The 23,892-nt window shown below is 58.8% G+C and carries 23 protein-coding genes; 12 read left to right on the top strand and 11 right to left on the bottom strand.

The features are described 5' to 3' along the window. Window positions 1-70 precede the first annotated feature (70 nt). Together BM152_RS05550 and BM152_RS05545 are read right to left on the bottom strand one after the other, a co-directional pair. Entirely contained in the window at window positions 71-2,275 is a 2,205-nt protein-coding gene (locus tag BM152_RS05550; RefSeq protein WP_082715310.1) for a TRAP transporter permease, read from the bottom strand. Window positions 2,276-2,342: 67 nt separating this feature from the next. After that, window positions 2,343-3,323: a TAXI family TRAP transporter solute-binding subunit gene (locus tag BM152_RS05545; RefSeq protein WP_066601381.1), complete on the bottom strand. Its 981-nt coding sequence runs from the start codon at window positions 3,321-3,323 to the stop codon at window positions 2,343-2,345. A 522-nt stretch (window positions 3,324-3,845) separates the two neighbouring features. On the opposite strand from BM152_RS05545, the gene BM152_RS05540 reads away from it, so the two are divergent. After that, on the top strand, window positions 3,846-4,814 hold the full coding sequence (locus BM152_RS05540; RefSeq protein ID WP_158527944.1) for a helix-turn-helix domain-containing protein: 969 nt from the start codon (window positions 3,846-3,848) through the stop codon (window positions 4,812-4,814). Between the two features lie 67 nt (window positions 4,815-4,881). On the opposite strand, the gene argE is transcribed toward BM152_RS05540, so the two are convergent. Together argE and BM152_RS05530 are read right to left on the bottom strand one after the other, a co-directional pair. Next, window positions 4,882-6,051, bottom strand: a complete 1,170-nt coding sequence (argE, locus tag BM152_RS05535; protein ID WP_066601384.1) for an acetylornithine deacetylase — start codon at window positions 6,049-6,051, stop codon at window positions 4,882-4,884. Continuing rightward, window positions 6,048-6,956 (bottom strand): LysR family transcriptional regulator, encoded by a 909-nt coding sequence (locus BM152_RS05530; RefSeq protein ID WP_066601388.1) that lies wholly within the window; start codon window positions 6,954-6,956, stop codon window positions 6,048-6,050. The genes argE and BM152_RS05530 overlap by 4 nt, the downstream gene beginning before the upstream one ends. A gap of 294 nt (window positions 6,957-7,250) precedes the next feature. On the opposite strand from BM152_RS05530, the gene BM152_RS05525 reads away from it, so the two are divergent. Genes BM152_RS05525 through BM152_RS05510 form a run of 4 tightly spaced genes read left to right on the top strand, consistent with a single transcriptional unit; the run spans window position 7,251 to window position 10,138 of the window. Beyond that, complete coding sequence (locus BM152_RS05525; protein WP_066601390.1) at window positions 7,251-8,048, top strand: transporter substrate-binding domain-containing protein; 798 nt, start codon at window positions 7,251-7,253, stop codon at window positions 8,046-8,048. A 21-nt stretch (window positions 8,049-8,069) separates the two neighbouring features. After that, window positions 8,070-8,732 carry an amino acid ABC transporter permease gene (locus tag BM152_RS05520; protein ID WP_066601392.1) on the top strand — a complete coding sequence of 221 codons (663 nt, stop codon included), beginning with the start codon at window positions 8,070-8,072 and terminating at the stop codon, window positions 8,730-8,732. A gap of 4 nt (window positions 8,733-8,736) precedes the next feature. After that, window positions 8,737-9,390, top strand: a complete 654-nt coding sequence (locus BM152_RS05515) for an amino acid ABC transporter permease (RefSeq protein WP_066601395.1) — start codon at window positions 8,737-8,739, stop codon at window positions 9,388-9,390. Next, a complete protein-coding gene (locus tag BM152_RS05510; RefSeq protein ID WP_231730496.1) occupies window positions 9,374-10,138 on the top strand; it encodes an amino acid ABC transporter ATP-binding protein in 765 nt (254 codons plus the stop codon). The genes BM152_RS05515 and BM152_RS05510 overlap by 17 nt, the downstream gene beginning before the upstream one ends. Before the next feature lie 74 nt (window positions 10,139-10,212). Here the strand turns inward: BM152_RS05510 and BM152_RS05505 are convergent, their stop codons facing one another. Then, window positions 10,213-11,127 (bottom strand): LysR family transcriptional regulator, encoded by a 915-nt coding sequence (locus BM152_RS05505; protein WP_066601404.1) that lies wholly within the window; start codon window positions 11,125-11,127, stop codon window positions 10,213-10,215. A gap of 105 nt (window positions 11,128-11,232) precedes the next feature. Here BM152_RS05505 and BM152_RS05500 point away from each other — a divergent pair, with 105 nt between their 5' ends. From BM152_RS05500 to BM152_RS05490, 3 genes are all read left to right on the top strand, one after another. Further along, the gene (locus tag BM152_RS05500) at window positions 11,233-11,703 is read left to right on the top strand and encodes a cupin domain-containing protein (RefSeq protein WP_231730497.1); all 471 of its coding nucleotides are present in this window, start codon (window positions 11,233-11,235) and stop codon (window positions 11,701-11,703) included. Window positions 11,704-11,904: 201 nt separating this feature from the next. After that, window positions 11,905-13,500, top strand: a complete 1,596-nt coding sequence (locus tag BM152_RS05495; RefSeq protein WP_066601406.1) for a BCCT family transporter — start codon at window positions 11,905-11,907, stop codon at window positions 13,498-13,500. A 250-nt stretch (window positions 13,501-13,750) separates the two neighbouring features. After that, window positions 13,751-14,914 (top strand): HupE/UreJ family protein, encoded by a 1,164-nt coding sequence (locus BM152_RS05490; protein WP_066601408.1) that lies wholly within the window; start codon window positions 13,751-13,753, stop codon window positions 14,912-14,914. Between the two features lie 60 nt (window positions 14,915-14,974). Here the strand turns inward: BM152_RS05490 and BM152_RS05485 are convergent, their stop codons facing one another. Further along, complete coding sequence (locus BM152_RS05485) at window positions 14,975-15,991, bottom strand: YHYH protein (RefSeq protein ID WP_066601409.1); 1,017 nt, start codon at window positions 15,989-15,991, stop codon at window positions 14,975-14,977. Window positions 15,992-16,299: 308 nt separating this feature from the next. Between BM152_RS05485 and BM152_RS05480 the strand changes: the two genes are divergently transcribed. Then, window positions 16,300-17,025: a DUF1499 domain-containing protein gene (locus BM152_RS05480; RefSeq protein ID WP_066601410.1), complete on the top strand. Its 726-nt coding sequence runs from the start codon at window positions 16,300-16,302 to the stop codon at window positions 17,023-17,025. A 118-nt stretch (window positions 17,026-17,143) separates the two neighbouring features. Here BM152_RS05480 and BM152_RS05475 read toward each other — a convergent pair whose 3' ends face one another. The 5 genes from BM152_RS05475 to BM152_RS05455 all read right to left on the bottom strand — a co-directional run bounded on the left by BM152_RS05475 (window position 17,144) and on the right by BM152_RS05455 (window position 21,272). Further along, complete coding sequence (locus BM152_RS05475; protein WP_066601413.1) at window positions 17,144-17,764, bottom strand: phosphoribosyltransferase family protein; 621 nt, start codon at window positions 17,762-17,764, stop codon at window positions 17,144-17,146. Next, window positions 17,761-18,435 (bottom strand): energy-coupling factor transporter transmembrane component T family protein, encoded by a 675-nt coding sequence (locus BM152_RS05470; protein WP_066601414.1) that lies wholly within the window; start codon window positions 18,433-18,435, stop codon window positions 17,761-17,763. Before BM152_RS05470 ends, BM152_RS05475 begins: the two co-directional genes overlap by 4 nt. After that, entirely contained in the window at window positions 18,432-19,940 is a 1,509-nt protein-coding gene (locus tag BM152_RS05465) for an ABC transporter ATP-binding protein (protein WP_066601416.1), read from the bottom strand. The genes BM152_RS05470 and BM152_RS05465 overlap by 4 nt, the downstream gene beginning before the upstream one ends. A gap of 4 nt (window positions 19,941-19,944) precedes the next feature. Beyond that, a complete protein-coding gene (locus BM152_RS05460) occupies window positions 19,945-20,517 on the bottom strand; it encodes an aminotriazole resistance protein (protein WP_066601417.1) in 573 nt (190 codons plus the stop codon). A 98-nt stretch (window positions 20,518-20,615) separates the two neighbouring features. Further along, window positions 20,616-21,272: a phosphoribosyltransferase family protein gene (locus BM152_RS05455; RefSeq protein ID WP_066601418.1), complete on the bottom strand. Its 657-nt coding sequence runs from the start codon at window positions 21,270-21,272 to the stop codon at window positions 20,616-20,618. A 149-nt stretch (window positions 21,273-21,421) separates the two neighbouring features. Between BM152_RS05455 and BM152_RS05450 the strand changes: the two genes are divergently transcribed. The 3 genes from BM152_RS05450 to BM152_RS05440 all read left to right on the top strand — a co-directional run bounded on the left by BM152_RS05450 (window position 21,422) and on the right by BM152_RS05440 (window position 23,836). Then, entirely contained in the window at window positions 21,422-22,333 is a 912-nt protein-coding gene (locus tag BM152_RS05450) for a LysR family transcriptional regulator (protein WP_066601420.1), read from the top strand. Window positions 22,334-22,468: 135 nt separating this feature from the next. Then, window positions 22,469-23,521, top strand: coding sequence for a permease (locus BM152_RS05445; RefSeq protein WP_066601454.1), 1,053 nt, complete (start codon window positions 22,469-22,471; stop codon window positions 23,519-23,521). Between the two features lie 27 nt (window positions 23,522-23,548). Continuing rightward, window positions 23,549-23,836, top strand: coding sequence for a hypothetical protein (locus tag BM152_RS05440; RefSeq protein WP_066601422.1), 288 nt, complete (start codon window positions 23,549-23,551; stop codon window positions 23,834-23,836). Window positions 23,837-23,892: the final 56 nt, after the last annotated feature.

Here is a 23,892-nt window from a genome sequence, read left to right as displayed (position 1 = left end):
TGGCCCGCCAAAACCGGCGGGCCAAGTCCTTCCGTCTGTATTTTTGCACGGGCCGGATGGCCCTGTTGCGTTAGCTGGTCTCGTAACCGGATTCTGCCGCTCTTTTCCGTTTTTGCGACAGGACAATGATCAGGCCAAAACCGATCCCCGTGATGTCAGAGATCACCCCGCCATCAATCATCGCCAAGGCTCCGGCAAAAAGCATCAGACGCCCGAGGGGTGACATTGTGCCAAAGCAATATCCCGAGACAGCTGAGGACAGCATCAGAATCCCGACCATTGCGGTGATGCTGACGTGCACGATATCCATGAGATTTCCCTGCATCAGAAGGGCAGGCGCATTGAAGAACATGAAGGGCACGATGAACGCCGCCAAACCGATGCGGAAACTTTCGACCGAGGTCTTCATCGGGTTGGAACCGGCAAGTGCCGCGCCAGCATAGGCGGCCAGTGCGACCGGAGGCGTGATGGCGGACATGACGGCAAAGTAGAAGATAAAGAAATGCGCCGTCAGCGGTTCGATCCCTGATTGTATCAACCCCGGCCCGATCACAGAGGCCGCAATCGTATAGGCCGCTGTTGTCGGCATCCCCATGCCCAGAATGATCGCCAGCAACATCGCAAAGAACAGGGCGAGCAGATGGCTGTGGCTCGACACCGCCAGCAGAATGGAGGCAAAACGGCTGCCGACACCTGTCAAGGAAATGACGCCCACGACAATACCGGCACAGGCGCAAACGGCCACAAGCTGGATCGACATTTGCGCGGCAAGTTGCAGGGCATGCAGGATCGCGCGCGGCCCCATGCGATTGGGGGTCAGCCAGCTCACCATCGCGGCGGCGGCCATAGCCAGAGTGCCCGCACGGATCACGGAATAGCCCATGAACAGCGCGTAGATCAGTATGATCACCGGCGTGAACAGATAGACCTGCCGCAACAACTGCGCAAGTTTTGGCAACTCGTGTTTCGGAAGACCTTTCATCCCGCGTTTGAGGGCTTCGAAATCCACCATCAGGTAGATGGACGCAAAGTAGAGCGCGGAGGGAATGATCGCGGCGATAACGATCTCGGAATAGGCGATGCCGGTGATTTCCGCCATGATGAAAGCACCAGCCCCCATAATCGGCGGCATGATCTGCCCGCCCGAAGACGCGGCCGCTTCGATGGCGGCAGCGGTCTGGCCCCGATAGCCCACACGTTTCATCAGCGGAATGGTGAGCGAACCGGTGGAGACGACGTTCCCCGCAGAGGTACCGTTGATCATCCCCATCAGACCGGAGGCGAACACCGCCACTTTCGCAGGACCGCCACGGCTCCGACCGGCGGCGGCAAAGGCGAAGTTGACGAAGTAATCCCCGACTTTCGAGGCCTGAAGAAAGGCCGCAAAGGTCACGAACAGAATGATATAGGTCGATGACATCGCCGTTGTCGGCCCGAGGATACCGTTGTCGGAATAGATGTAGGTGATCATCCGGTCCAACGTATATCCGCTGTGTTGCAAGAAGCCGGGCATATAGGGGCCGACAAAGCAATAGAGGATGAAAATCGCGGCAATGATGACCAGCGCAAATCCCGCAACGCGGCGCGTCAGTTCCAGAATAAGCAGCGTCCCCGTCAGCGCGGCATAGACATCACCGGCCGTCGCAAGGGGCGTGCCCGCCCGCATCCGGATAATGCCGAGATTGGAAATCAGGTAAAGCGCCACCGTGACCGCAGCCAGCGCCAGTAGAATGTCGGACCAATGGAACCATGCGCGTTTGCCGGAGCTTCCTGACCAGGACGCAGCCAATGTCAGCAGAACACCGATGAGCAAAGCCGCTCCGAACCCGTTGGTGACCATATCGGGTAAGACCGCACGGGCATCCTGAGACTTCACCATCATCCCGTAGCTTTGCAGGGCAAATGTCCCGAAAATCAAAGCGGCGGCGAAAAGGCCGACAGGCCATTCAAGGCGAAAGCGCGTCAGAAAGGATGTCTCGGCGGTGTCATGCTGCCATGGGCGGGGCGCGGTCAGCAGAAATCCGAGGACCAGTCCGCCTGCAATATGCATGATGCGATAGGTCCATTGTTCCACCGGATAGACGTTCATTACGAACAGGTGGAACGCCGTATAGGCCACACAGAGCGCCCCGAATAAAAGCGCAGGAACTCCCTCAAATATCCGGTCGTTCGGCCCTGCAGGTTCGATATCGGCCCCGTGTGACAAGATCGGGGGCTTTTCGACATCTTTCTCAAGTTGGGAAACAAGGTTCCCCAGTTCAGTTCGACTTGTCATGGAAGACTCCAGCGTTGGGGATAAGGTTTTAGAGAGCGGGCGTCCTCACGCCCGACTCCCGTTCCGCTTATTGGCCAATCAATTCATCAGGGATCTCGAATCCGGCCTCACGCAGATACCGTGCGGCACCCGGATGATAGGGGATCACTTGATTGGCTTCCCAATTGTCGGCGACCATGTCCTTCATGACGGAATGGACCTGTGTCATATACTCATGGTTGGTCAGAACCGTCTTGGTGATTTCATAGGCCATGTCTTCCGGCATTTCGCCGCTGGTAATGGCGAAATTCCACATGCCCACGGTTTCCTGATCATAGTCATGGCCCTGATATGTCCCGCCGACGATGTTGAACGGGGCGAACACCGGCATCTCGGCCATCACCGTCTGGCGCTCCTCCTCGGTCAATCCGAACATAAGCACATCGGCCTCAACCGTGAGCTGCGAGAAAAACGGCACAGGCACACCACCGGCAAAGGCGATGGCGTCGATCAGACCATCGGTCAACTGTCCTGCGGCATCCGACCCTCCGGAAAATCGCTCGCTATAAGAAACGTCAAGCGTGTCCAGAATGAGGGGCCAGTAGGTGCCTCCGGTGCCCGTGGCCGGTCCGAAGTTGATACGTTTGCCTTCCAGATCGGCAACCGTTTCAATGCCGGATTTGCGCAGGGTAATCACCTGAAACGGCGTGACATACATGGGGAACAGCGCCCGAAGGTTCTTGTGCTCCATGCCGGGGGCCAGCGTGCTCTGACCATCCCATGCGGCCTTGGCCGGTCCGAGCGTGGCAAGCGCGATCTGGTGGTCGCCGGTTTCAACCATTGTGACGTTCTGAACCGGCCCTCCGGTGATCTCGGCAGAGGCATTGATGCCAAGCTGGTCCGAGATCAGACTGGCAATCCCGCTGCCAATGATGGAATAGCTGCCACCCTGACTGGCGGTCCCGATTTTAATATCGCTTGGCCAATCATTGTCTGCCAAAAGCGGTCCGGACCCAGCCAAAAGCACAGCTGATGCGAGAACCCCTTTCAAGATTTTCGTAATATTCATGTTTTCCTCCCATTTGTCCTTCACATCCGGACCTAATGCCTCTCGGGCATTCAACCTCCCAGTTGTCCGTGTGTGAATTCATTTTTTGATGCTATACTCATTTTTTGATGCGTGAGCCCAATAAATAGTTTCGCCCAGAGTAAGTGCTGCTTACATGAACTCCCTTAAAGCAAGGGGCGTCTATATTAAACGCTTACAAAAAATTCAGAAAACTGCATCCGTAGGGGATCACAGGATGACAGCAACTCGGTCAACGTGCCGGAGAGCCCTGTCTGCGTTGTAACCACATGTGAAAACTAATGATTTTCACCCGTTTGAATGCGATATTCAGGATTGGTCAAATTTTTTTTACACCTCACTTTATCCGCATAATTCGGCTTAAAACGCAGATTAGCGGAACAAAAACCCTTTTATCATTCCGCAAAATGTCCTTACCTGTGTGTGAGAGACAAGAGAGCGCAGGAGGCGCGGAGCATGGGGCGGATGGCGGACCAAGAGCGGATGGATAACGGAGCGACAATCATGTCTCTCGCTGACGTTTACCGCGCCGAAATCCTTGCGGCGCGGCTGGAGGGCGCGTTGCGGGCCGATGCGGAGCTTGCGATGCTTTGGCGCGCCGAGGCAGCTGTGCAGGAGGCCTGCGCTTCGGCATGGCTTGAAGATTTGCCCGTCCGGCCCGAGACGCTTCTGGTGCGGGATTTCCGTGCCGAGGTTGGCGATCCTGATCAGGACCGTGCGGCACTCTCTGCGGCGGGGATTTTGCGCGGGCTGCATTCGCCGGGGGATCTTCTGCATATGACCGAAGAGGTGATGAGCCGCATCTGGGCGCTCTCCATGCGCGAGGTGACCGGCGACGCGCCCTTCACAACCGCGGATTGCGCCCGCATCCAGACCGCCTTGCGCGATGCGGAAAGCCCCATTCTCGGGGCCATCGCAGTCGCGCAACTGGTCAGCGAATTCACGGAAGGGCAGGCGCCCTCTGTCGAGCGGCTGGCTTTCGTCGCCGCAGATCACAGCTTGCGCGGGTCGGGGCGGTTCATGCTGGGAGAGGTCGAGGCCCCAAGGCATCTGATCGCAGCGCCGCGTGGCAACTGGGTGGTGCAGCCTTCTGTCGCGCTGGTGGACAACGGGTTCCGGCTCTGGTCGGTGATGCGTCCGGAACGGGTGGCTGATCTGGTGGCGGGGCTGACACACAGTCTTGAACGCGCCGTCGGATCGCTTGCCCTGCATTGCAGGTTTCTGGACCATGCGCGCAAGCTTGAAGCCAGTGCCCACGGCAGCTCCAAAACCCCCGAATTGATGCGGCTTTTGATGGTGCAGCCGATTGTCTCCAGCGGCGAAGTGGCCGCACGTCTCGACATCAGCCCGCGCGGGGCGCTCAAGCTCATCGATCGCGCCGTGGAGGACGGGATTCTGGTCAAGGTCGTGGGCCGGAACACCTACCGCGCATGGGCCACCGTGCCTTTCGCGCGGGTGTTGGGACGGCGGTGAGAGGGCTGCGACAGCCACCTCCCATGCCCTCACCGCCGCCGCATCTCGCTCAAGACACGCCGCGTGCTCAGACGCACTCTTCGATCAAACGGTCGATGAAGGTCTCGCAGCGGGCGAGTTGATCCACGGCGATGAACTCGTTCGGGCGGTGCGCTTGAGCGATAGAGCCGGGGCCGCAGATGATCGTGGGAATGCCGAGAATGGTTTGAAACAGCCCGCCTTCTGTGCCGAAAGCGACTTTCTTGACCTCGTTGGATCCCGCAAACCGCATCGCGGATTGCGCGACAGGGTCATCTTGGGCGGTGTCAACGCCGGGGAAGGCCGCCAGAGGGGTAAAGACAATATCCGCGCTGGTATCAACCGCGCGCATTTCGGGCAGAAGGACATCGCTGGCATAGGCTTTCAACTCATCGGCCAAGGCATCGGGATCATCGGCGGCAATGGTGCGGAATTCCAGATCCATCTCGAAGACCTCCGGCACGATATTGAGTGCGGTGCCCCCGTGGCCGGTGCCGACATGGGCGGTGGAATGAGGGATGTCATACATAGTGTCGGACGCCCCCGTCCCCAGACGGCGGCCGATTTCCTGCATTTTTACTATCAGCCTTGCGCCATATTCCACGGCATTGACGAATTCCGGCGCGCGCGAGGAATGACCGGGGGTGCCTTTGACGGTAACGTGAAAGCTGCGTTTGGATTTGTGCCCGATCACCACGGCCATCGAAGTCGGTTCTCCGACCACACAGGCCAGCGGTTTGACGGGGCGGCTGGCGAGTTCTTCCAGTAGCCCGCGCACACCGATGCAGCCCAGTTCCTCATCATAGGAAAAGGCGAAATGAATGGGCACGCGCAAATCCATCTTGGAGATTTTCGGTGCCATTCCCATGCAACAGGCGAGAAAGCCTTTCATGTCACATGTGCCGCGCCCGTAAAGATAATCGCCCTCTGCGTGCAACTTGTGCGGATTTGTGGCCCAGTCCTGCCCGTCAACAGGCACCGTATCCGTGTGTCCCGAAAGCACCCAGCCGGGCGTGTCGGTCGGACCGAATGTGGCCCAGAGGCTGGCTTTTGTGCCCGTGGCGTCGAACACGCGCTCGCAGCGCGCACCAAGGGCAGTCAGCTCGGCCTCGGCCCAGTCAATCAGCGCGAGGTTGGAATTGCGGCTGGTGGTGTTGAACCCGATCAGATGGTCCAGCGAGGTGAGCGTGTCTGGTCCGGGGCGCAGGGGGGCGGTCATTCGAAATATCCTTTTTGTGAGGCAACAGTTTCGCGCACCAGTTTCATGAAGGCCAACACGGCCGCGCTCGGGCGGCTGGAGGCTGGCGTCATGAACCAGGTCCGCATGGCAACACGCGGCCGGAAGGGGCGCGCACAGAGCGCCGGATCGAGTCGCAAAATCGTCGGGAAAGGGTTGATCAGCGCCACGCCCGCGCCTTGCAGCACAAGCTGCGTGGCAAGCACGACGGTGCCGACCTCGAAAATGGCATCGGGATGGGCATTGGCGGCGGCCAGCACACCGTCTTGGGCGGCGCGAACCGTGTGGCGGCGCGTCTGGGCGACAAAGGGCTGCCCGTCCAGATCGCGCGGGGTGATGACATCGCGCTCCGCCAGAGGATTGTCGCGGCGCATCACACAGACCAGATCGGAGGTGCGAAAGGCCTCGGCCCAAACACCGGGGTGGTTCGGCTCGCTGTCAACCAGAGCCAGATCGAAGCGCCCTTCGGCCACTTGGGTGACGAGGCTGTCGCTGGAGCCGATGTCAGCCACGATTTTCTGGCGCGGGAAGCGTCGGTTGAACTCGGCCATGACCAGCGGGAGGAACCCGTGCCCGATGGTCGGTGGTGTGGCCAGATACATGGGCCGCTCGGAAGGGGGCAGGTCGGTCGATTGCGTTTCGATACGCGAGATCGCGGCGAATATGACATCCAGCTCCGAGTCGATCTTGCGCGCCTCGTCTGTGGGCAGCAGCCGCCCGCCTTCGCGTAGAAAAAGTTTGCGGCCAAGAGTGGCTTCCATCTGGGACAGGGTCCGGCTGATCGCGGGTTGCGACAGGCCCAAGGCTTCCGCCGCAGCGGTGGCTGTGTTGTGATCCATCAGAGCGCGCAGCACTTCCAACTCGCGCAATGTGAGGTCGCTTTTCATATCTCCACCTCCCGTATCCGGCCGAAACTCTATGCGTTTTCGTTATGAGTTTGTGTGTTGACAATTCACAATACGAATAGACAATGTTTGTTACAAGTAGGATTTACGCAAAACCGCGGCGGTCTTTTCCCTCCTCCAGACGAGAGGCCGGATCCTATGCGTTGGTCGGCATGTCCGCCGATCATTGACCGGAGCGCAGGCGCGGGCTGTGGTCAAATGAAGTATGAAATAACAGAGCCAGAGGACCATTGCGCCGGTCTATAGTTGGCTTTCAAGCACTACAGGGAACTAAAAATGACACTTAATCGCCGTTTCTTTCTTGCCGGCACCGCAGCGCTGGTGACTTTCGCCGGTGCTGCCGCTCAGGCTCAGGATGCTCTTGAAAACGTCATGAGCTCGGGCGTCATCCGCATCGCCGTTCCGACAGATTACCCGCCCTATGGATTCGTTGGTCTGAACCTTGAGTCGCAGGGGCTCGACATCGATATGGCTTCGCTCATTGCTGAAAAATTGGGCGTAGAGCTTAAAATGGTGCCAGTGACCAGCGCCAACCGGATTCCTTACCTGCAAACTGGTCAGGTCGATTTGGTGATTTCCACCTTGGGGAAAAACGCCGAGCGGATGGAAGTCATCGACTTCACCCACGCCTATGCACCGTTCTTCCAAGCCGTCTACGGTCCGAAATCCATGGCGATTGAAACCTTTGACGATCTCGACGGCAAAACCATCGCCGTGGCGAAAGGCGCTATGGAGGAGCCGGAACTGGCGAAGCTCGGGCCGGATGGCATGATCTTCAAACGTTACGAAGATCAGGCCTCTGCGACAGCCGCGTTTGTGGCCGGTCAGACCGATGTGATCGCAACCTCGACCTCGAATGCGGCCCTGATGGCCAAGAAGAACCCGCATCTTGATGCCGAGTTGAAAAAGATCATCAAGGAAAGCCCCTGTTTCGTTGGTATCGCCAAAGAACAGGATGCGCTGCGTGGCAAGGTCAACGAGATCATTCTGGCGGCCAAAGCCGACGGCACGATTGATGCGATGAGCCAGAAGTGGTTGGGCAAGGCCGCTGGCGACCTGCCGTTGACCGAATAAGACTCCGTTAAGGTCGTAAAGATGACAGTAGAACTCAATTTTCTGGCCGTCTTTCAGGACTGGCCCATGTTGGTTACGGGCGTCATCTGGACACTTGGGCTAACGGCGATTGCGATCGTCGTTGGCCTGACGGTCGCAGTTGCCTGTGCATGGGTGCGCACTGAAGGCCCCAAATGGTTGGCAATTCCGGTTGCCGCCTATGTAGAACTGATGCGCAATACACCCTTCATTGTGCAGCTGTTCTTTATCTTCTTCGGATTGCCGGCTCTGGGGGTGCGCTTTTCGCCGCCTGTGGCTTCGGGCATCGCTCTGGTGTTGAACCTCGGCGCCTACGGGACCGAGATCATTCGCGCAGGGCTTCTGGCCACGCCGAAAGGACAGATCGAAGCGGCGCTGTCGCTGGCGCTCTCCAAATTCCAGATTTTCACCCGCGTCGTGCTGCCGCCTGCGTTGAAAAAGGTCTGGCCCGCGCTGGTGAGCCAGATCGTGATTGTCATGCTGGGCTCTGCGGTCTGCGGTCAGATCGCGACCGAAGAACTGAGCTATGCGGCCAATGTGATCTCGGCCAACACGTTCAGAACCTTCGAAGCCTATATCATTGCCACGGCAATCTATCTTGTCCTGGCCCTCATGGTCCGTAGCCTGCTCAATTGGGCCGGACCGCGTTTCATCTTCGGAAGGTGAGATCATGGTCGATTTTACACTATGGGATATCCTGCGAAACCTCATCATCGCGGCGCAATGGACGGTTCTTCTGTCGCTGATCGCCTTTGTCGGTGGCGGGCTGGTCGGGCTGTTCTGGCTTTTGCTGCGGCTGTGGCGCCCCGGCGCGTTCAAGCTTCCCTTCGCCATCTATGTGCAACTGTTTCAGGGTACACCGCTTCTGATGCAGCTTTTCCTGAGCTATTTCGGTCTGCGCCTGTTTGGGGTGGAGGTCTCGGTCTGGGTCTCTGTGTCTCTGGCACTGACGCTCTATACCTCGGCCTTCCTCGCGGAAATCTGGCGTGGCTGCGTGGCCTCGATTCCGAAAGGCCAGTGGGAAGCCTCCGCCAGTCTTGCGCTGAGTTTTGGTGAACAGATGCGCTATATCATTGCGCCCCAAGCCCTGCGCATTGCGATCCCGCCGACTGTCGGGTTTCTCGTGCAGGTCATCAAAGGCACGGCGCTGGCCTCTGTCGTGGGGTTCGTAGAACTGACCCGCGCCGGAAACATGATCGCCAATGTCACCTATGAACCCTTTACCGTCTTCGCCTGTGTCGGATTGATGTATTTTATCATGTGCTATCCGATCAGTGCCTATGCCCGCTATCTTGAAAGGAAAACGCATGCCGTTAGCCGCTGAATCCCATGCCGTTCCCACAATCGTAGACATTGCCGGGCTGCGGAAGTCCTACGGCTCCACGGAAGTCCTCAAGGGCATCGACCTGCGCGTGGCGCGTGGCGAAGTGATCTCGATCATCGGGCGAAGCGGCTCGGGGAAATCCACATTGCTGCGCTGTATCAACGGGCTGGAAATGTTTCAGGAAGGGGGGCTGTCCGTCGATGGCAAATCCCTTTTGTATGACAATGCCACGGCGATGCGCGAACTGCGTCAAAGCGTGGGGATGATTTTCCAGAGCTTCAACCTCTTTCCGCATCTGACCGTGGGGCGCAACATCATGCTCGCACCAACGCTGGTCAAAAAACGCGACAAGGCCGCCGCCGAAGAGATAGCAACAAAGCTGTTGGAACGTGTGGGGCTGGAGGACAAATTCGATGCCATGCCTGACCAGCTTTCCGGCGGGCAGCAACAGCGTGTCGCGATTGCGCGCGCCTTGGCGATGGAGCCGAAGGTGCTGCTCTGTGACGAGGTAACCTCGGCGCTGGACCCCGAACTTGTGGGCGAAGTGCTGCGCGTGGTCGAAGGGCTTGCCAATGAGGGGATGACGCTTCTCATGGTGACCCATGAGATGAACTTTGCCCGCAAAGTGAGTGATCGCGTTGTGTTCATGCATCAGGGTCTGGTGCATGAAACGGGGCATCCGTCGGAGCTGTTCGAAAATCCGAAAACCACGGAGCTTCAGCAATTTCTCTCGTCGTTGAAAGACTGACGCAAACGGCCTGACCCCTTTGCGCCCTTCCTGTCTTTGGCCCCATCTCTGTGGCGCGGGACGGGGAGGGCGTTTTATACCGCTATGCTATGCTCGGCTGTCGCTGCGCTCAGTATCCATTCGCCCACTTTCCGGACCTTTGCACTCGCTTTCCTGTCGTCGCGCAGAAAGAGGTAGTAGCCACGGTTCGTCGCAAGCTGCACATCGCTCAGCCGGACCAGCGCGCCGGTGTCAAAATAGGTGTCCAGCAACCCTTCCCATGCCAGACCGACGCCATGTCCCGCGAGCATCGAATTGACCAACAGGGAATAGGAATTGAACTCCACCTTGCGGCGCGGGTGTTGCTCCGGTGCGCCGAGGTTCTTGAAAAAGACATCCCAACTATACCACCGGTCCCCCGCATCGACTGAGAGAAAGACAAGATCCTGCGTAAAGCGGCGCAGGTCCACGCCCCCTCTTTGCGCAAGATAGGCAGGGCTGGCCGCCGCAAACACGGCTTCGTTAAAAATCTGTTCACCTTCTCGATGCAGAGGCTGGTCGCTGGCCGAGCTGATGAACCGGATATCAATATCACCGATCAGGTCCGAGCCACTGGTGTCACTGTCGATCACCTTGATGTTGATGTCGGGGAAGGCCTGATTGATCTCGTTGAGCCTGTGCAAGAACCAGTAGTTCAGAAACCCTGTCGGCCCTGTGATTGTCACGCAGGGAACCGCCGTTTTCTGGCGCAGCCGGTCCGTGGTGGACTCCACAATTCCGAACCCGTGCTGCAACGCGTCCAGAAGCTCCCGCCCCTCCGGCGTGAGCGAGACGGGCTTGGTCGATCGGTCGAACAGCGGACAGCCGAGATCGTTCTCCAGTTCCTTCAACCTCCGGCTCATCGCGGGTTGCGACACGTTGAGAGAAGCCCCCGCCTTCGCAAGGGTTTTATGCAGCGCGGCTGCGCGGAATGCCGTCAGTCCGGCGAAGGGCAGGTGTCGGGAAATCATTATAACCTCAGCGCATAATGACGAATATCTTATGGAGATTGCTGTGCAGATTTGGGGTCAATAGAAAAATAGCAGTGCGGCAACAAACAGGGGAAAGGCAGCGAGATGCAGCCTAATCAAACATCACAAATCGACGTCGATGGTAAGATTTTGGACGGGTGCGATTTTGAGGAGATGCAATGCCGGAAAAGAGATGCCTTTTCCGTGCATGTCGAACATGTCCCGCAAGAGGGCGGCGATGATCCGGCTTATGGCACCGTGCGCTGGCGGACGCTTATGGGTGGAGAGCAACGGGAAACGCCGGAGTTTGTCTTCGGCATTGCCGAATACGGCCCCGAAGGCCTGCTTCCGGCGCATCGTCACAGTTCTGCGGAATTCTATTTCGGCTTGAGCGGCTCCGGCGTTGTGACGGTCGATGGTGTGGCGCATCCGATCTCGGAAGGGATTGCGATCTATATCCCCGGAGATGCGGAACATTCCGTCAACGCCAGCGCGGAAGGTCTGCGCTTTGCCTATGGTTTTGCAGAAAGCTGTTTTGACAACATTGTCTACAGGTTCTCCGATAATGCCACATAAATAACAGCAAATACAATGGGTTGAGGTCAATTTTCTGCCATTGTAAAACGCTCGGAACAGTCGCGTTCCTGCGCGACTGAACCGTTGGGGCTGGACCCGAACAGGCCTGTAAGAGCCGGTCCGGCCGTCACGTCATTCGGCACCTACGCACAACACGCACGCCGCAATACCCATTATAAAAACAACACGGGAGCCTTCTATATGGAAGACATACAAACTGCTGATCCAAAGGTGGACAAGCTGATCTTCGGTATGGCGTTTATCGTCATACTGGCCTTTGCCACCCCTTTGGTTCTTTGGCCCGCCGAGGGCAAGGCCCTGCTCGGCACCGCCCTGTCATGGGTGACGAAAACTATTGGTTGGATGTTCTTGTGGTTCGCCATCGGCGCGCTGGCTGTTCTACTGTATTTTGCCTTTGGAAAATATGCGAATGTCCGCTTCGGCGGCGCTGAGGCCACGCCGGAATTTTCCACCCTGAGCTGGATCGCCATGCTGTTTTGCGCGGGCATCGGGTCGAGTGTCATGTATTGGGGCACAATCGAATGGGCCTATTATTACGCAGGCCCGCCCTTTGGTGTTGAGCCGAAAAGCAAGGATGCGCTGGAATGGGCCGGTGCCTATGGTTTGTTTCATTGGGGCGTGGCCGCTTGGTCGATCTATTGCCTTCCGGCCTTGCCTCTGGGCTATGCGCTGTGGAACCGCACCACACCCAGCATGCGTCTGTCGACCGCCTGTTCGGGCGTGATCGGCCACGCGTCGGAAGGTTTCGCGGGCAAGCTGATCGACGTGATGTTCATGTTCGGTCTGATCGGCGGCATCAGCACCACAATCGGCCTCGGAACACCCATGCTTTCTGCCGGTTTGTCGGAATTGCTGGGCATTGAGCGCACCTTCATGCTGGACGCTGCGGTGATCTGTGTCTGGGGCGGGTTGTTCGGGTTCTCCGTTTACACCGGCCTCGACAAAGGCATCCGCATTCTGTCCGACATCAATGTCTGGCTTGTGGGTGTCCTGCTGGGCTGTGCCTTTTTGTTTGGTCCCAAGATGTTCCAGCTTGATATGCTGACCAATTCCATTGGTTTGTTCTTTGAGCATTACCTTTCCATGAGCTTCAACTCCGACCCTGTCACCAAGGCAGAAAACATTCTCGCCGCTCAGGCTGCCGGAGAAACCTATGTCGCGGCCAGTGGCACGTTTTCGGAATGGTGGACCATGTTCTATTGGGCGTGGTGGATCGCCTATGCGCCCTTTATGGGTCTGTTCGTGGCCCGCATCTCCCGCGGTCGCACGTTCCAGCAACTGATCGCCGCCGAGCTTGTGGCCGGCACGATTGGCTGCTGGCTGTTCTTTGCGGTGCTGGGCAATACCTCCATGTTCTTCCAACTGGACGGGACGATGGATGTCAACGCCATGATTGCCAACGGGCAGGCGCCCGAAGCCATCATCCAGACCATCAAGCTGTTGGGTGACCGGATCTGGCCGCTGGGCTGGCTGCTTGTGCTGGTGTTCGTGGTGCTGGCCTTTATCTTTGGTGCAACGACAATGGACAGTTCCGCCTATACGCTGGCGGCGGTGGCCAGTCAGGAAGACGGCGTGCGTCATGAACCCGCCCGCTGGCACCGTTTCCTGTGGGCGATCGTGCTGGCCTGCGTGGCGCTTTCCCTGCTCTATGTGGGCGGGAAAGACACGCTCTCGGCGCTGCAATCTGCCTCGGTGGTCGTGGCTGTGCCCTTGGTGCCGATCTTGGTGATGTCGGTCATTTCCCTGTTCAAATGGCTGCGCGAGGATTTCGCCTAACTCAGTCGCAAAACCCACGGGCATATAGCCCTATGCACAACCGGCCCGCCCTCAGACATGGGGGCGGGTTTCTTGTGGCCGAAGTTCATGACATCGTGATGAGCGCCGGAATGACTTGTCGCGCGTGCTGCGCATCTTTATGGAGCACAGCGTTAAACCGCCAGAAGTGCAGCGGCCCTCAAAGCGACCAAGCTCATGCCGCATGTCTCACAGAGCAATTTTCGGTGTCTGCAACCAAGGATGTGCGCGCATGGAATATCTTCTAAACTTTCGCAAAGCCCTGCAACCTGTCGTCATGTTGTGGCTGGCCTGCGTCATGGCGCTGGGTTTTGTCACCCCCGCCGCCAGTCACCAGATGGACCCTGCGGTCATCTCCGCGCTGGTGCAGAGCGATCATGTCGAGATCACGATCCGCGATGCTCTGGAACCCCTCATCGCCATATCGCAGGTTGATCCCAAATCCAACGCGGATGCCGAGCGCGTCAACAGCCTGTATCGGGACTTGCGGACCAGTGATCCGGCCACTCTGGAAGAGGTCTTGCGCCAGAATTGGGACGTGATTTCCGCCAACTTTCACGTTTATGCCGGAGACACCCGACTCGAGTTGAGTTTGGACAGTGTCACGGTGCCCGAGATTGGCGATCCCTTGCAACTCAGGTTCAGCAGTCTGACCATGACCGCCGCCTTGCCCGCAGATGACACGCCCGTGCGCTTTTCATGGCGCGCTGACTTCGGCCCCTTCAGCATTCACCAAGCAGGCGGAGACGGCGACGGTTACACCGAGCTTTTGCAAGGCGGGCAGGAAAGCCAGTTCATGCCTCGCGCCGCCCCTGTCAAACAATCCGCATCAAGTCTTTTTGTGCGTTTCGTCGTCTCGGGTTTCGAACATATCGTTCCCAAAGGCACCGATCATATCCTGTTCGTTTTGGGCCTGTTCCTGTTCTCCTTGCGGATAAAACCCATTCTGGCACAGGTAACGGCCTTTACGCTGGCCCATAGTATCACGCTGGCCTTGGCGAGCCTGAACATCGTCTCCCTTCCTGCCAGCATCGTCGAACCGCTCATTGCGGTCTCGATTGTCTATGTGGCGTTGGAGAACATCCTCTTTGCAAATCGCGGCGCCATATCGCTTGCGCGGGTTGCGGTCGTGTTCGGCTTCGGCTTGCTGCACGGTCTGGGATTTGCCTCTGTCCTGAGCGATGTCGGCCTGCCCGCAGGGCAATTCCTGATCGGTCTGGTGGGCTTCAACGTCGGCGTCGAACTGGGGCAGCTGTCCGTGATCTGCGCCGCGTTGCTGTTGGTGGGCCTGCCCTTCGGGCAAAAGCCCTGGTATCGGTCCTACATCGTTATCCCTGTCTCTGCCGTCATCGCCGTGATCGGACTCTGGTGGGCAATCGAGCGCGTGTTTTTTTGACGCGCAGCTTGTCGGCCTCTGCGCTGCCATGAGGTTGCGAAGAGGCCGAGCGTGTCGGTTTTAGTCGTTGCGCGGCGGCGGTCCTGCCGGTCTGCCGCCACCGATTGAGGCGTTACAGCTTGCGTCGGGGTCGTCCAGACTGCATCCGGTTTGCGCGGTCAGGCAAGGCAGGATCTCGTTCGTGCCCGCAGCCTCAACGTGATAGTGATAGCCCAGCCCCTCGGTCATATGTCCGCGGCAAGCATCCAGATCGGCAGGTTCCGTGCCGTCGAGGTCGTGTTGGTCATAGAGGTCGTAGCCGTCCAGAGCGACACCAAGGCGCGCGGCATGACCGCTCAAGGCGGCGTCGGCGCGGGCACCGCAGTCTTCTTGTATCCCGTGGTAGTGATAGCCTTCGCTCGGGTTGATATGCCCGCCACAATCATCAAACGGCCCCAGCGTATGCTCGCCAAGGATAAGCTCAAGAGGCGCGGGGCCTTCGACCTTCACACCATTCAGCGCCACCCCGATACCTCCGTGAACATCCCCCTTCTGCCCGTCGGTCGGGACAGGCGAAAGCGGAATGAAATAGGTCCGTGTCACTGTCTTGCCGATGAAGCCGAGGCTGCAATCAACACAGATATTGTCCGGCTGCCCAGTCTCGTTGGTGGGATCCCCCGCGACGATACAGCCGATTTCATTGTTGCGGACATAAATGTCGCCGGTTTCGGGATCAAACATATGCCACGCATCGTCCTGATAGATCTCGGCAAGATTAGCGATGAAGTCGCCATCCACATCGCGCACCTCACCATCCACAAACCATGTGCCACCATCTTCGGCCGTGTCATTGATGTTGAGAGGGCAATAGGGGCCTGTAATGTGATCGGAAGGCGCGGCGACCACGGTGATCTTCATACAATGCGCTTGGGCCCCTTGGGACAGGATACAAGGTTCAACACTCGGCTCACCGACGATGGTTGCGCTCTGGTAGAGCGCCGACAATTCGGCAAAGCGGTCCAGTTCGGCCTGTGTCTGGGCAACAGCAGGGGCCGCAGAAGCGGTCGCGGCGGCGATGAGGGGAATCCAGATGCGCATGGGGAAGCTTTCATTGCGGGAAAACAGAGGCTTCCTCAATACCCGTTTCCTCCATGCACGATCAAGGCGAACTGTCGGCCTCCCGCGCGATTGGTGGCAGGCGGCTCATGCACATTGCCGATGGACCGAGATGATGGGCGTATATGTTCCGTTTTTAAACCTTTGCGCATGGGCTTTCATCACGATGACCTGATCCGTCACCCTTGGCGCTGATCCGGCCTTGGTTCTGTGAACCTCGCTTGCTATGCCTGCTTTAACACAACGGAACAAATCCCGTTGGCTTGGGCCACAAAAGGAATATGGCCCTCATGAAACACGCCGGAAAATTTGCCCTCCTGATTGCTCTGGTTGGCGCTATTGCCGTGGGGGTGATGCTCTTCGGGGCGCGCTTCGGGTTTTGGGAGCCGATTGTGGGGTTTGGCCTTTACCGAACCTATCTCAACCCTTTGGGGGCCATCCTGACCGGAATAGGGCTTCTCGCACTTGTCCTTCATCTTATACGCAAAGAAAGCGGCAGCGCTGTCGCAGGTGGCTTTGCCGCGCTCATCGGGCTGGCTTGTCTGATGCCTTTGATCGCCGGAACACTCAATCCGCCCCTCAGAGCGCCACCTATCCATGATATTTCGACGGACACGGTCAATCCGCCTGTGTTTGAAGTGTTGGATGAGACCCGTGCAGGGGCGAAAAACACGCTTGAATACGGCGGAGCGGACCTGGCCGCAGCGCAAGAGGCCGGCTATCCCGACATCGCACCTCTGAACACGGATCTGTCCCCGAAAGAGGCCTTTGAGCGCGCCTTGAGCGTCGGCAGAGACATGGGATGGGACATTGTCGCGTCGGATGCGGAGCGTCTTCGTTTCGAAGCGACGGCCCATACGCCGGTCTTCCATTTTGCCGATGATATTGTGGTTGTTGTCACGGCAGATGGCGATGGCAGCCGTGTCGATATGCGCAGCGTTTCGAGAGTCGGACGCGGTGACCAAGGGGTGAACGCCGCAAGGATTCGCACATTCCAAGACCGTTACGCGGAATAAACACGGCAATAGAAACGCCTGTCGGCAAAGCCCTGGCGCAAATCTGCGCTTTGACCTTGCCGATGGATGTGTTCTGGCGGGGGAACCGATTGCCGGTTTCCACCCGCCGAAAGAGGCCTCAGGTGCCCGCGATCGGTTGCCAGTTTCCGTTCTCGTCTGGTGCGAATTGCGGGATATGCGCGACGGAGACGAGATGGTTCACATCCTCGCCCAGTGTTTTGCGCCATTCCTGTGCTTCGGTCAGAATAACGCCCGCGCCGACAACTTCACCGCCCGCCTGACGGACCAGTTCGAGAGCCGCTTTGAGGCTGGAGCCGGAGGCCACAACATCATCGACCACCACCACGCGCTTGCCCTTGATGAGCGGGATCGCGGCCCGATCAAGCAGGAGGCGCTGTTCACCCTTGGATGTGATCGAGGTCAGTTTGTATTCCAGCGCATCGGACAAGTGAAGTTTGGGGGATTTCTGCAAAACCACATATTTGTCCAGCCCGAGCGCCCGTGTGACCTCAATAGCCACAGGAATGCCGAGGGTTGCCGGCCCCACGATGATGTCGGGCTGAAGCGGCGCGATCTGTTCCGCAAGGCAGCGTCCGATATGCTCGCCAAACTTCACGCCAAGGTCGATCACCATCATCAGGGAGATGGCAAAGTCGGGGTTGATCGGCACAATCGGGAGATCAAGAGAATAGCCTTGAACATCCACGGTCCATGTCTGGGGGGCGGTTTTGTCGGTCATCGGGTCTTATCCTTCCAGGACATATGCGGCTCGACCATCAACCCCACCTCGCGCCATGTTGTGCGTTTGCGGGACAGATCAAAGCCGTAAAGGGTCAGTGAAAATGAGATGGCATGGGCGGTGCGGATGGCTTGCACCAGAAGCGGCACCCCGCGCGCAAGTGCAAAACGGAGCTTTTTCACAAGGCCCACATTGTCGATCTCCATGCCGCGGGCGCGCTGGGCGTCGGCAATGCGCTCGAACTCGTCGCGGAGCATCGGGATAATTCCGAAGGTCAGGGACAGAACCAGCGTGACAATGGCGGGCAGGCGCGCGGCAGAGCAGGCGGCCAAAATCGCACCGGGGCTGGAGGTTTCCATCACGAAGTAGAACAGCGCCGTCGTGGCCACCAGCCGTGCGGCCATTTTGGCGGCAATCGCCAGCGCGTCGAGCGGCGCGGTGCCTTGCAGCAGGAGGTTCACCATCCAGCTTGCAATTACCATCACCGTGAGCAATCCGGCCCCTTTGAGATAGCTGCGCAGTTTGGGCACTTTGGTAACCCAGAGACCAAACAGACACAAAAGTGCAAAGGGCACACCATATTGCCAGTTCGGCGCAAACCACGCGACGGTCATCAGGGCAAAGGCGAAGGCCAGTTTCACGAAGAAATTCAGGTCATGCAAGCGGGTCATTCGGCGCATTCCTTCTGAGCGGCGTAGGGCGCGGGCCAGCCGAGCGCCGCAAAGGCCGGACTGTTCCAGCCGTCCTCGCATGTGCCGTCGAACGGAATGTGCCCGTCCCCGACAATCACAAGGCGGGTCGACACATCGTCCACCAGTTCCAGATCATGGGACACCAACATCACCGCGCGTCCGGCCTGTGTCATCCGCTCAAGGAATTTTTCGAGAAGCGCGCGGCCTTCGAGATCACGTGCCAGCAGGGGTTCGTCAATGATGGCAATCACCGCACCACTGGCATCGGCACAGGCAAGCCCGAGCTGGCCTTGCTGGCGGGCGGAGAGTGCGAAGGGGTTCGTCTCGCCCAGACCGGCCAAGCCGTAGCGGGCCAGCAGGGTCTCTTCCTCCTCGTGACTGTCACCCATGGAGAGCGCGAAGCGCACCTCTTCCGCGACGGTCATATGGAACAGGATTTGTCGCATGCTTTGCGGTACATAGGCGATAGACCGTGCCCGCCGTGCCGTGGTCCATCCGTCCGCCCGCGTGCCAGCCAGCGTGATTTCACCCGAGGCGACAGGGGACAGGCCCAGAACAGAGCGCATCAGCGTGGTCTTGCCCGCGCCATTGCGACCGATAACGCCCAAGACTTCGCCTTCGCGCAGGGTCAATTCAAGCTGGTCCAGAACCGGCTTGCCGGAAGCGCGTGTGAGCTTTGTACGCAGGTTTGAAATGCCCAGCAATTCGGCGCCAACACTTTGTGCGGCACGGGTGCGGGCCGGACGGCGCGGTGCCAGAAGTCCGGCGTCTTGCCACAACGCGGTCTCCTCCAGCGCAGGGCGCAGAGGCCTGATCGGGGACAGTGTGCCTTTCGAAAGAATGGCCAGACGCTCTGTGACGGAGGCAAGATGGGTCGGATCCTGTTCCGCAATGATTACGGAGGACACGGTCTCTGCGGCCTGTGACAAAGCGTGACACAGGCGCTGCCGTGCCGCCGGATCAAGACCGGTCGTCGGCTCGTCAAGGACCAGAACCTTCGGATGAGGGGCCAGAGCCGCCGCAAGAACCACCATGCGCCGCTCACCGCCCGACAGGGTCAGGACGCGGCGTCCGGCCAGTTCGGTCAGTTCCAGCTGTTCCATCAAATCCCGCACACGGTCGCGGACCTCGGCCCGCGCCACGCCACGGTTTTCGAGCGGGAAGGCAATGATGTCTTCGACCGAAAGGTCCCAAAGCTGGTCTTCGACGGTCTGGGCCACAAAACCGATATGGGAGAACAGCGCGTCATTGCCCATTTCGGACAGCGCGCGGCCTTCGAGAGAGACCCGACCGGAATAACTCTGGTTCGGAATGATTTTCGGGATGATGCCGGCCAGCGCCATCATCAACGTGGTTTTGCCTGCCCCTGTCGCGCCACAGATCAACAGGCGTTGCGCGGGGTCGAGGTCAAAGGTGACATCAGACAGAAGGGGTTCGGACGCGCCGAACCCCAATGTCAGGTTTTGTGTAGAGAAAAATGACATGTAATCAGAAGCGCTTGAAGCCGGCCGGATGTGCGGCAGTCAGGATTTTCTGCGCGGAAGCCACCAACAGAGGCGTCCCGATCAACATCGGCACAATGTCCGACAGGCCGAGATAGCCAACAGCCCACCAGAAGGGGAAGATGTTGAGGAATGCAAGGCTTGCGGAGACGGCAACAACCATCACCAGACCGACACCCAGACATACGGCCGCAATGCGGATCAGGGTCTTTTTGTCGAATGTGGTTGTGGCAGGATTGAACAACAGCCCCGGAACCAGACCTGTCAGACCCACGGCCAGACCATCGACGATCAGCGAATGGGCCGGAATAAACGTGCCCGCCAGAAGCGACCAGATGATGGTGCCGAGATAGCCGCAAATAAACCCGCTCTTCCACCCCAGAAGGATGCCGATCAAAGGCGGCAGGAAGGCAAAGATGCGCCATTGAATGATCCCCGGAACAAGCTGGATCGGGTTGGCATAGGTCCACAACACGCCTGTTGCGGCGGCAGCGACGATGGAGAGAACGAGGGGAAAGAGGCTGGAGCCATTCTCCTCGGGAAGAGCGGTGTTGGTCATGATGTTGGTCCTGTCGGTTAAGGGGAGGCGTTGTGCCTTTGGGGTGGTGTCGTATGCGATCTGGCCTCCTCCCAACCGTCTTCGCGCTAGTGTCGTGTCTATTCCGCCATGAGTGGTTGCGTCGGGGCGAGGCTCGGGTCCGCGCTGCTCAGATCAATGCGCGCTTCGCCGTCAACGATGCGGAATTGCGGAATGTGGCCCAGCCGGTGCACCAGAGCGGCGTCCTGCGCCAAGGCTTCGCGCCAGCGGTTGCCCTCTGTCAGAATGGAGCCGACGGCGAGAATTTTTGCGCCCGCCCGCCGCACCAGCCGCATCGCTGCCGACATGCTTGCACCAGTGGCAATCACGTCATCCACAACCACCACGCGGCGGCCTTGCAGCAGCGAAATCTGCCTGCGATCCAGCAGCAATCTCTGGGGCTTGTCCGTGGTGATGGACCGGACGGGCTCTTCCAAAGCATCGGCAAGGTGGAATTTCGGAGACTTCTGCAAGATGACATACTGGTCCAGTCCGAGATGGCGGGAAACATCCATCGCCACCGGAATGCCCAACGTCGCGCTGCCGATCACAACCTCGGGCTTGAGCGGGGCGAATTTCTCGGCCAGCGCCTTGCCGACACGGTCGCCAAAGGCCAAGCCCATCTCGATGTCCATCAGAAGCGCAATCGCCCGTTGATCGTCAAGCTGTAGCATCGGCAGGCACGTCGGTTCGCCTGCAATATTCACCTCATAGTATTCCGGAGCGATCAACCGCAAGAGACACACCTTTCGAGTCGTAAATACAGGTCATAACCTCTGACATTCACGGAAGCGTTACAAACGCGAAGAATCCAACACAGCGTTGAGTTTTAGTTTACACTCTGCGATGATTGCGCCTTATGGTGCTCACGGATAGAGGCGTCTTTATGGAGCGCGTATTTTTCTCTCGTTTTTTCAAGTATATGGATGAAATTGCCCGCCTCGGTTCCATCCGTCAGGCGGCGGATAAACTCCATGTCTCGGCCTCTGCAATCGACAAGCAACTGCTCAAAGCGGAGGAGGATTTAGGTCTTCAGCTCTTCGAGCGTCATCCTAGAGGCGTGCGACTGACCTCCGCCGGAGAATTGCTCATGTACCGGATGCGGGAATGGCAAAAGGACATGCGTGCGGTCGGGGCCGAGATCGAAGAGTTGAAGGGGCTGCGCCGTGGCGAGGTCCGTATCGCGGTGCCGCAGGAGACGGTTGTGAGCTTTCTGCCGCAGGCCTTGAGCGCCTTTCTGCACGACAATCCCAAAATCAACATCACCGTCCAGACCGTGGATTCTGAACAGGTGCGCCAGATGGTGATCGACGGGGAGGTGGATTTCGGCCTGACCTTCAGTCCGCGCCCCTTGCCCGGAGTTCTGATCCTGCGCGAATTGGCTTTCAAGATTTTCGCGCTGACGCCAGCGGATGGCACGACACGCAAAAGCATCTCTCTGGAACGCTTCTTCGCCCGCCCGATCCTGATGCCGGACGGGACCAGCCATTTGCGCGATATTCTCGACATCGCGGCGGCGCGGGCGGGAGTCGATTTCAAACTGGGGCTGACCTCAAACAACCTCGAACTTTTGCGCCAGCTTGTGCGGGAAGGCAGTGGTCACAGCGTCATTCTGTCCTGTCCCGCGACATTCTCCGGTCCGGGCGAAGGGCTGACCGCCCTGCCGCTGCGCGGGGCAGGGGTCTCTGATCTCGACCTGTCCCTGATCGCCGCGCGAGACCGGTCTGCGGGGCTCGCCGCTGTTGTGGCCATACGCCATTTCGAGACTTTCATCGACACCATCTCAGGCGCGACCTGACAGAGAGCGCTGCAAGAAGGGGCCGCCTTTCAGGGAACGCCTTACAACAGTCTTGCGCGGCGTGGCCTCTTTCAATATATGCACATTTGCGCTAATGAGCGAATAATTGAGTCGAAACTGGATATGGTCGCAAAAATGCAAGACAGCCCTTGGACACTAGCCTTCAATGAATTCCTCCATGTCGGTGGCGTTCTTGTCGTCATCATCGCCGTTGTCTCCGTGGTGACAGGCATCATTCGGGAATATATTCCGCAGGAAAAACTTCAGAAGAAACTGGCCAAACATGAAAACCGCGGCCCGTTGATGGGGGCGCTTCTGGGCACGCTGACGCCGTTTTGCAGCGCGTCGATGGTGCCCGTGGTGATGGGCATGGCGGAGATGGGGGCCTCGATGGGCACGATCTTCGGCTTTCTGATCTCCGCGCCCCTGTGCAACTTCGTGGTGGTCGGGCTTATTCTGGCGACCTTCGGCCTCAATGTGACGCTTATCTATATCGCGATCACGTTGGGCGGGGCGGTTCTCGCGGGCTATCTCATCGGATTTACGCCGCTGAAGCACGCGGTCCGGCGCGACATGACCGCCCCTGCGAGTGGTTGTAGTGCCGCGCCCGCCCCGTCTTGCGGCGCAACCCCTGCGCCCACATGCGGCGGCACACCAGCAATGGCCACGGCTAGCTGCTCTGCGGCTCCAGCCTCTGCCTCCGCCTGCGACGATACGGGCGTGCCCATCGTCTTTTCGGCGGACACGGCAAATTCCACCCATGCCACGCTCCCCCATGCCCAGCGGATCCGTGCCTCCATGCCCTTTGCCTGGGCGCTGTTCAAACGGATCATTCCCTATGTGCTGATCGGTGCCGTGATCAGCGCCATATCGGCCGCCTTCCTCCCCGCCGAAATCGTCGAGAAATATGTTGGCAGCGACAGTTGGTATGCAATCCCGATTGCGGCGGGGATCGGTGTGCCGCTCTATCTGCGCATCGAAATGGCACTGCCCCTGCTTCAGGTGTTGATCGCCAAAGGCATGGGGATGGGCGCGGCCATGGCGCTTCTGATTGGCGGCACGGGGGCCAGCTTGCCCGAAATCGCGATCATCTCTTCGGTGCTCAAGCCCAAGGCCGTGGTCGCCTTTGTCGTCACCGTGTTGACGCTGGCCATGATCGGCGGCGGGCTCTTTGTTGTCATCGCGTGATCTGCCCCGAACCAAGGAGGCCTGACCTTGAAACGGCTTTTGAACCTCTGCCCCTACACGCATCTCTGGCGGGCGGGCAAACGCGCGGTGGTGGAGCGTAAACTGCCCGACTCCGCAAGACCGGGAGCCTTTGTCACGCTCTTGGGCCTGTTCTGCCCCTTTTTCTGGCTGGCGCTCTTCACCGGTGCCAGCCGGAGCGAACTGACCTTCCATGCCATCCATTCCGGTGTGGTGGTGCTGATCGGTGTCATATTACTGGTGATCGGGCTGGCGAAAGACCACAGCGATCCAGAGCGCCGCGATCCGCCAGCATAACGCCATTTGCGCAGGGCACGGGAGCGGACGCATTGCTGTTCCGTGCCCGCTCGGTT

The organism is Celeribacter halophilus, from assembly GCF_900114135.1.
Lineage (GTDB): Bacteria > Pseudomonadota > Alphaproteobacteria > Rhodobacterales > Rhodobacteraceae > Celeribacter > Celeribacter halophilus.
The sequence above is the reverse complement of the archived record's forward strand: the minus strand, read 5'-3'. Positions and strand labels throughout refer to the sequence as shown.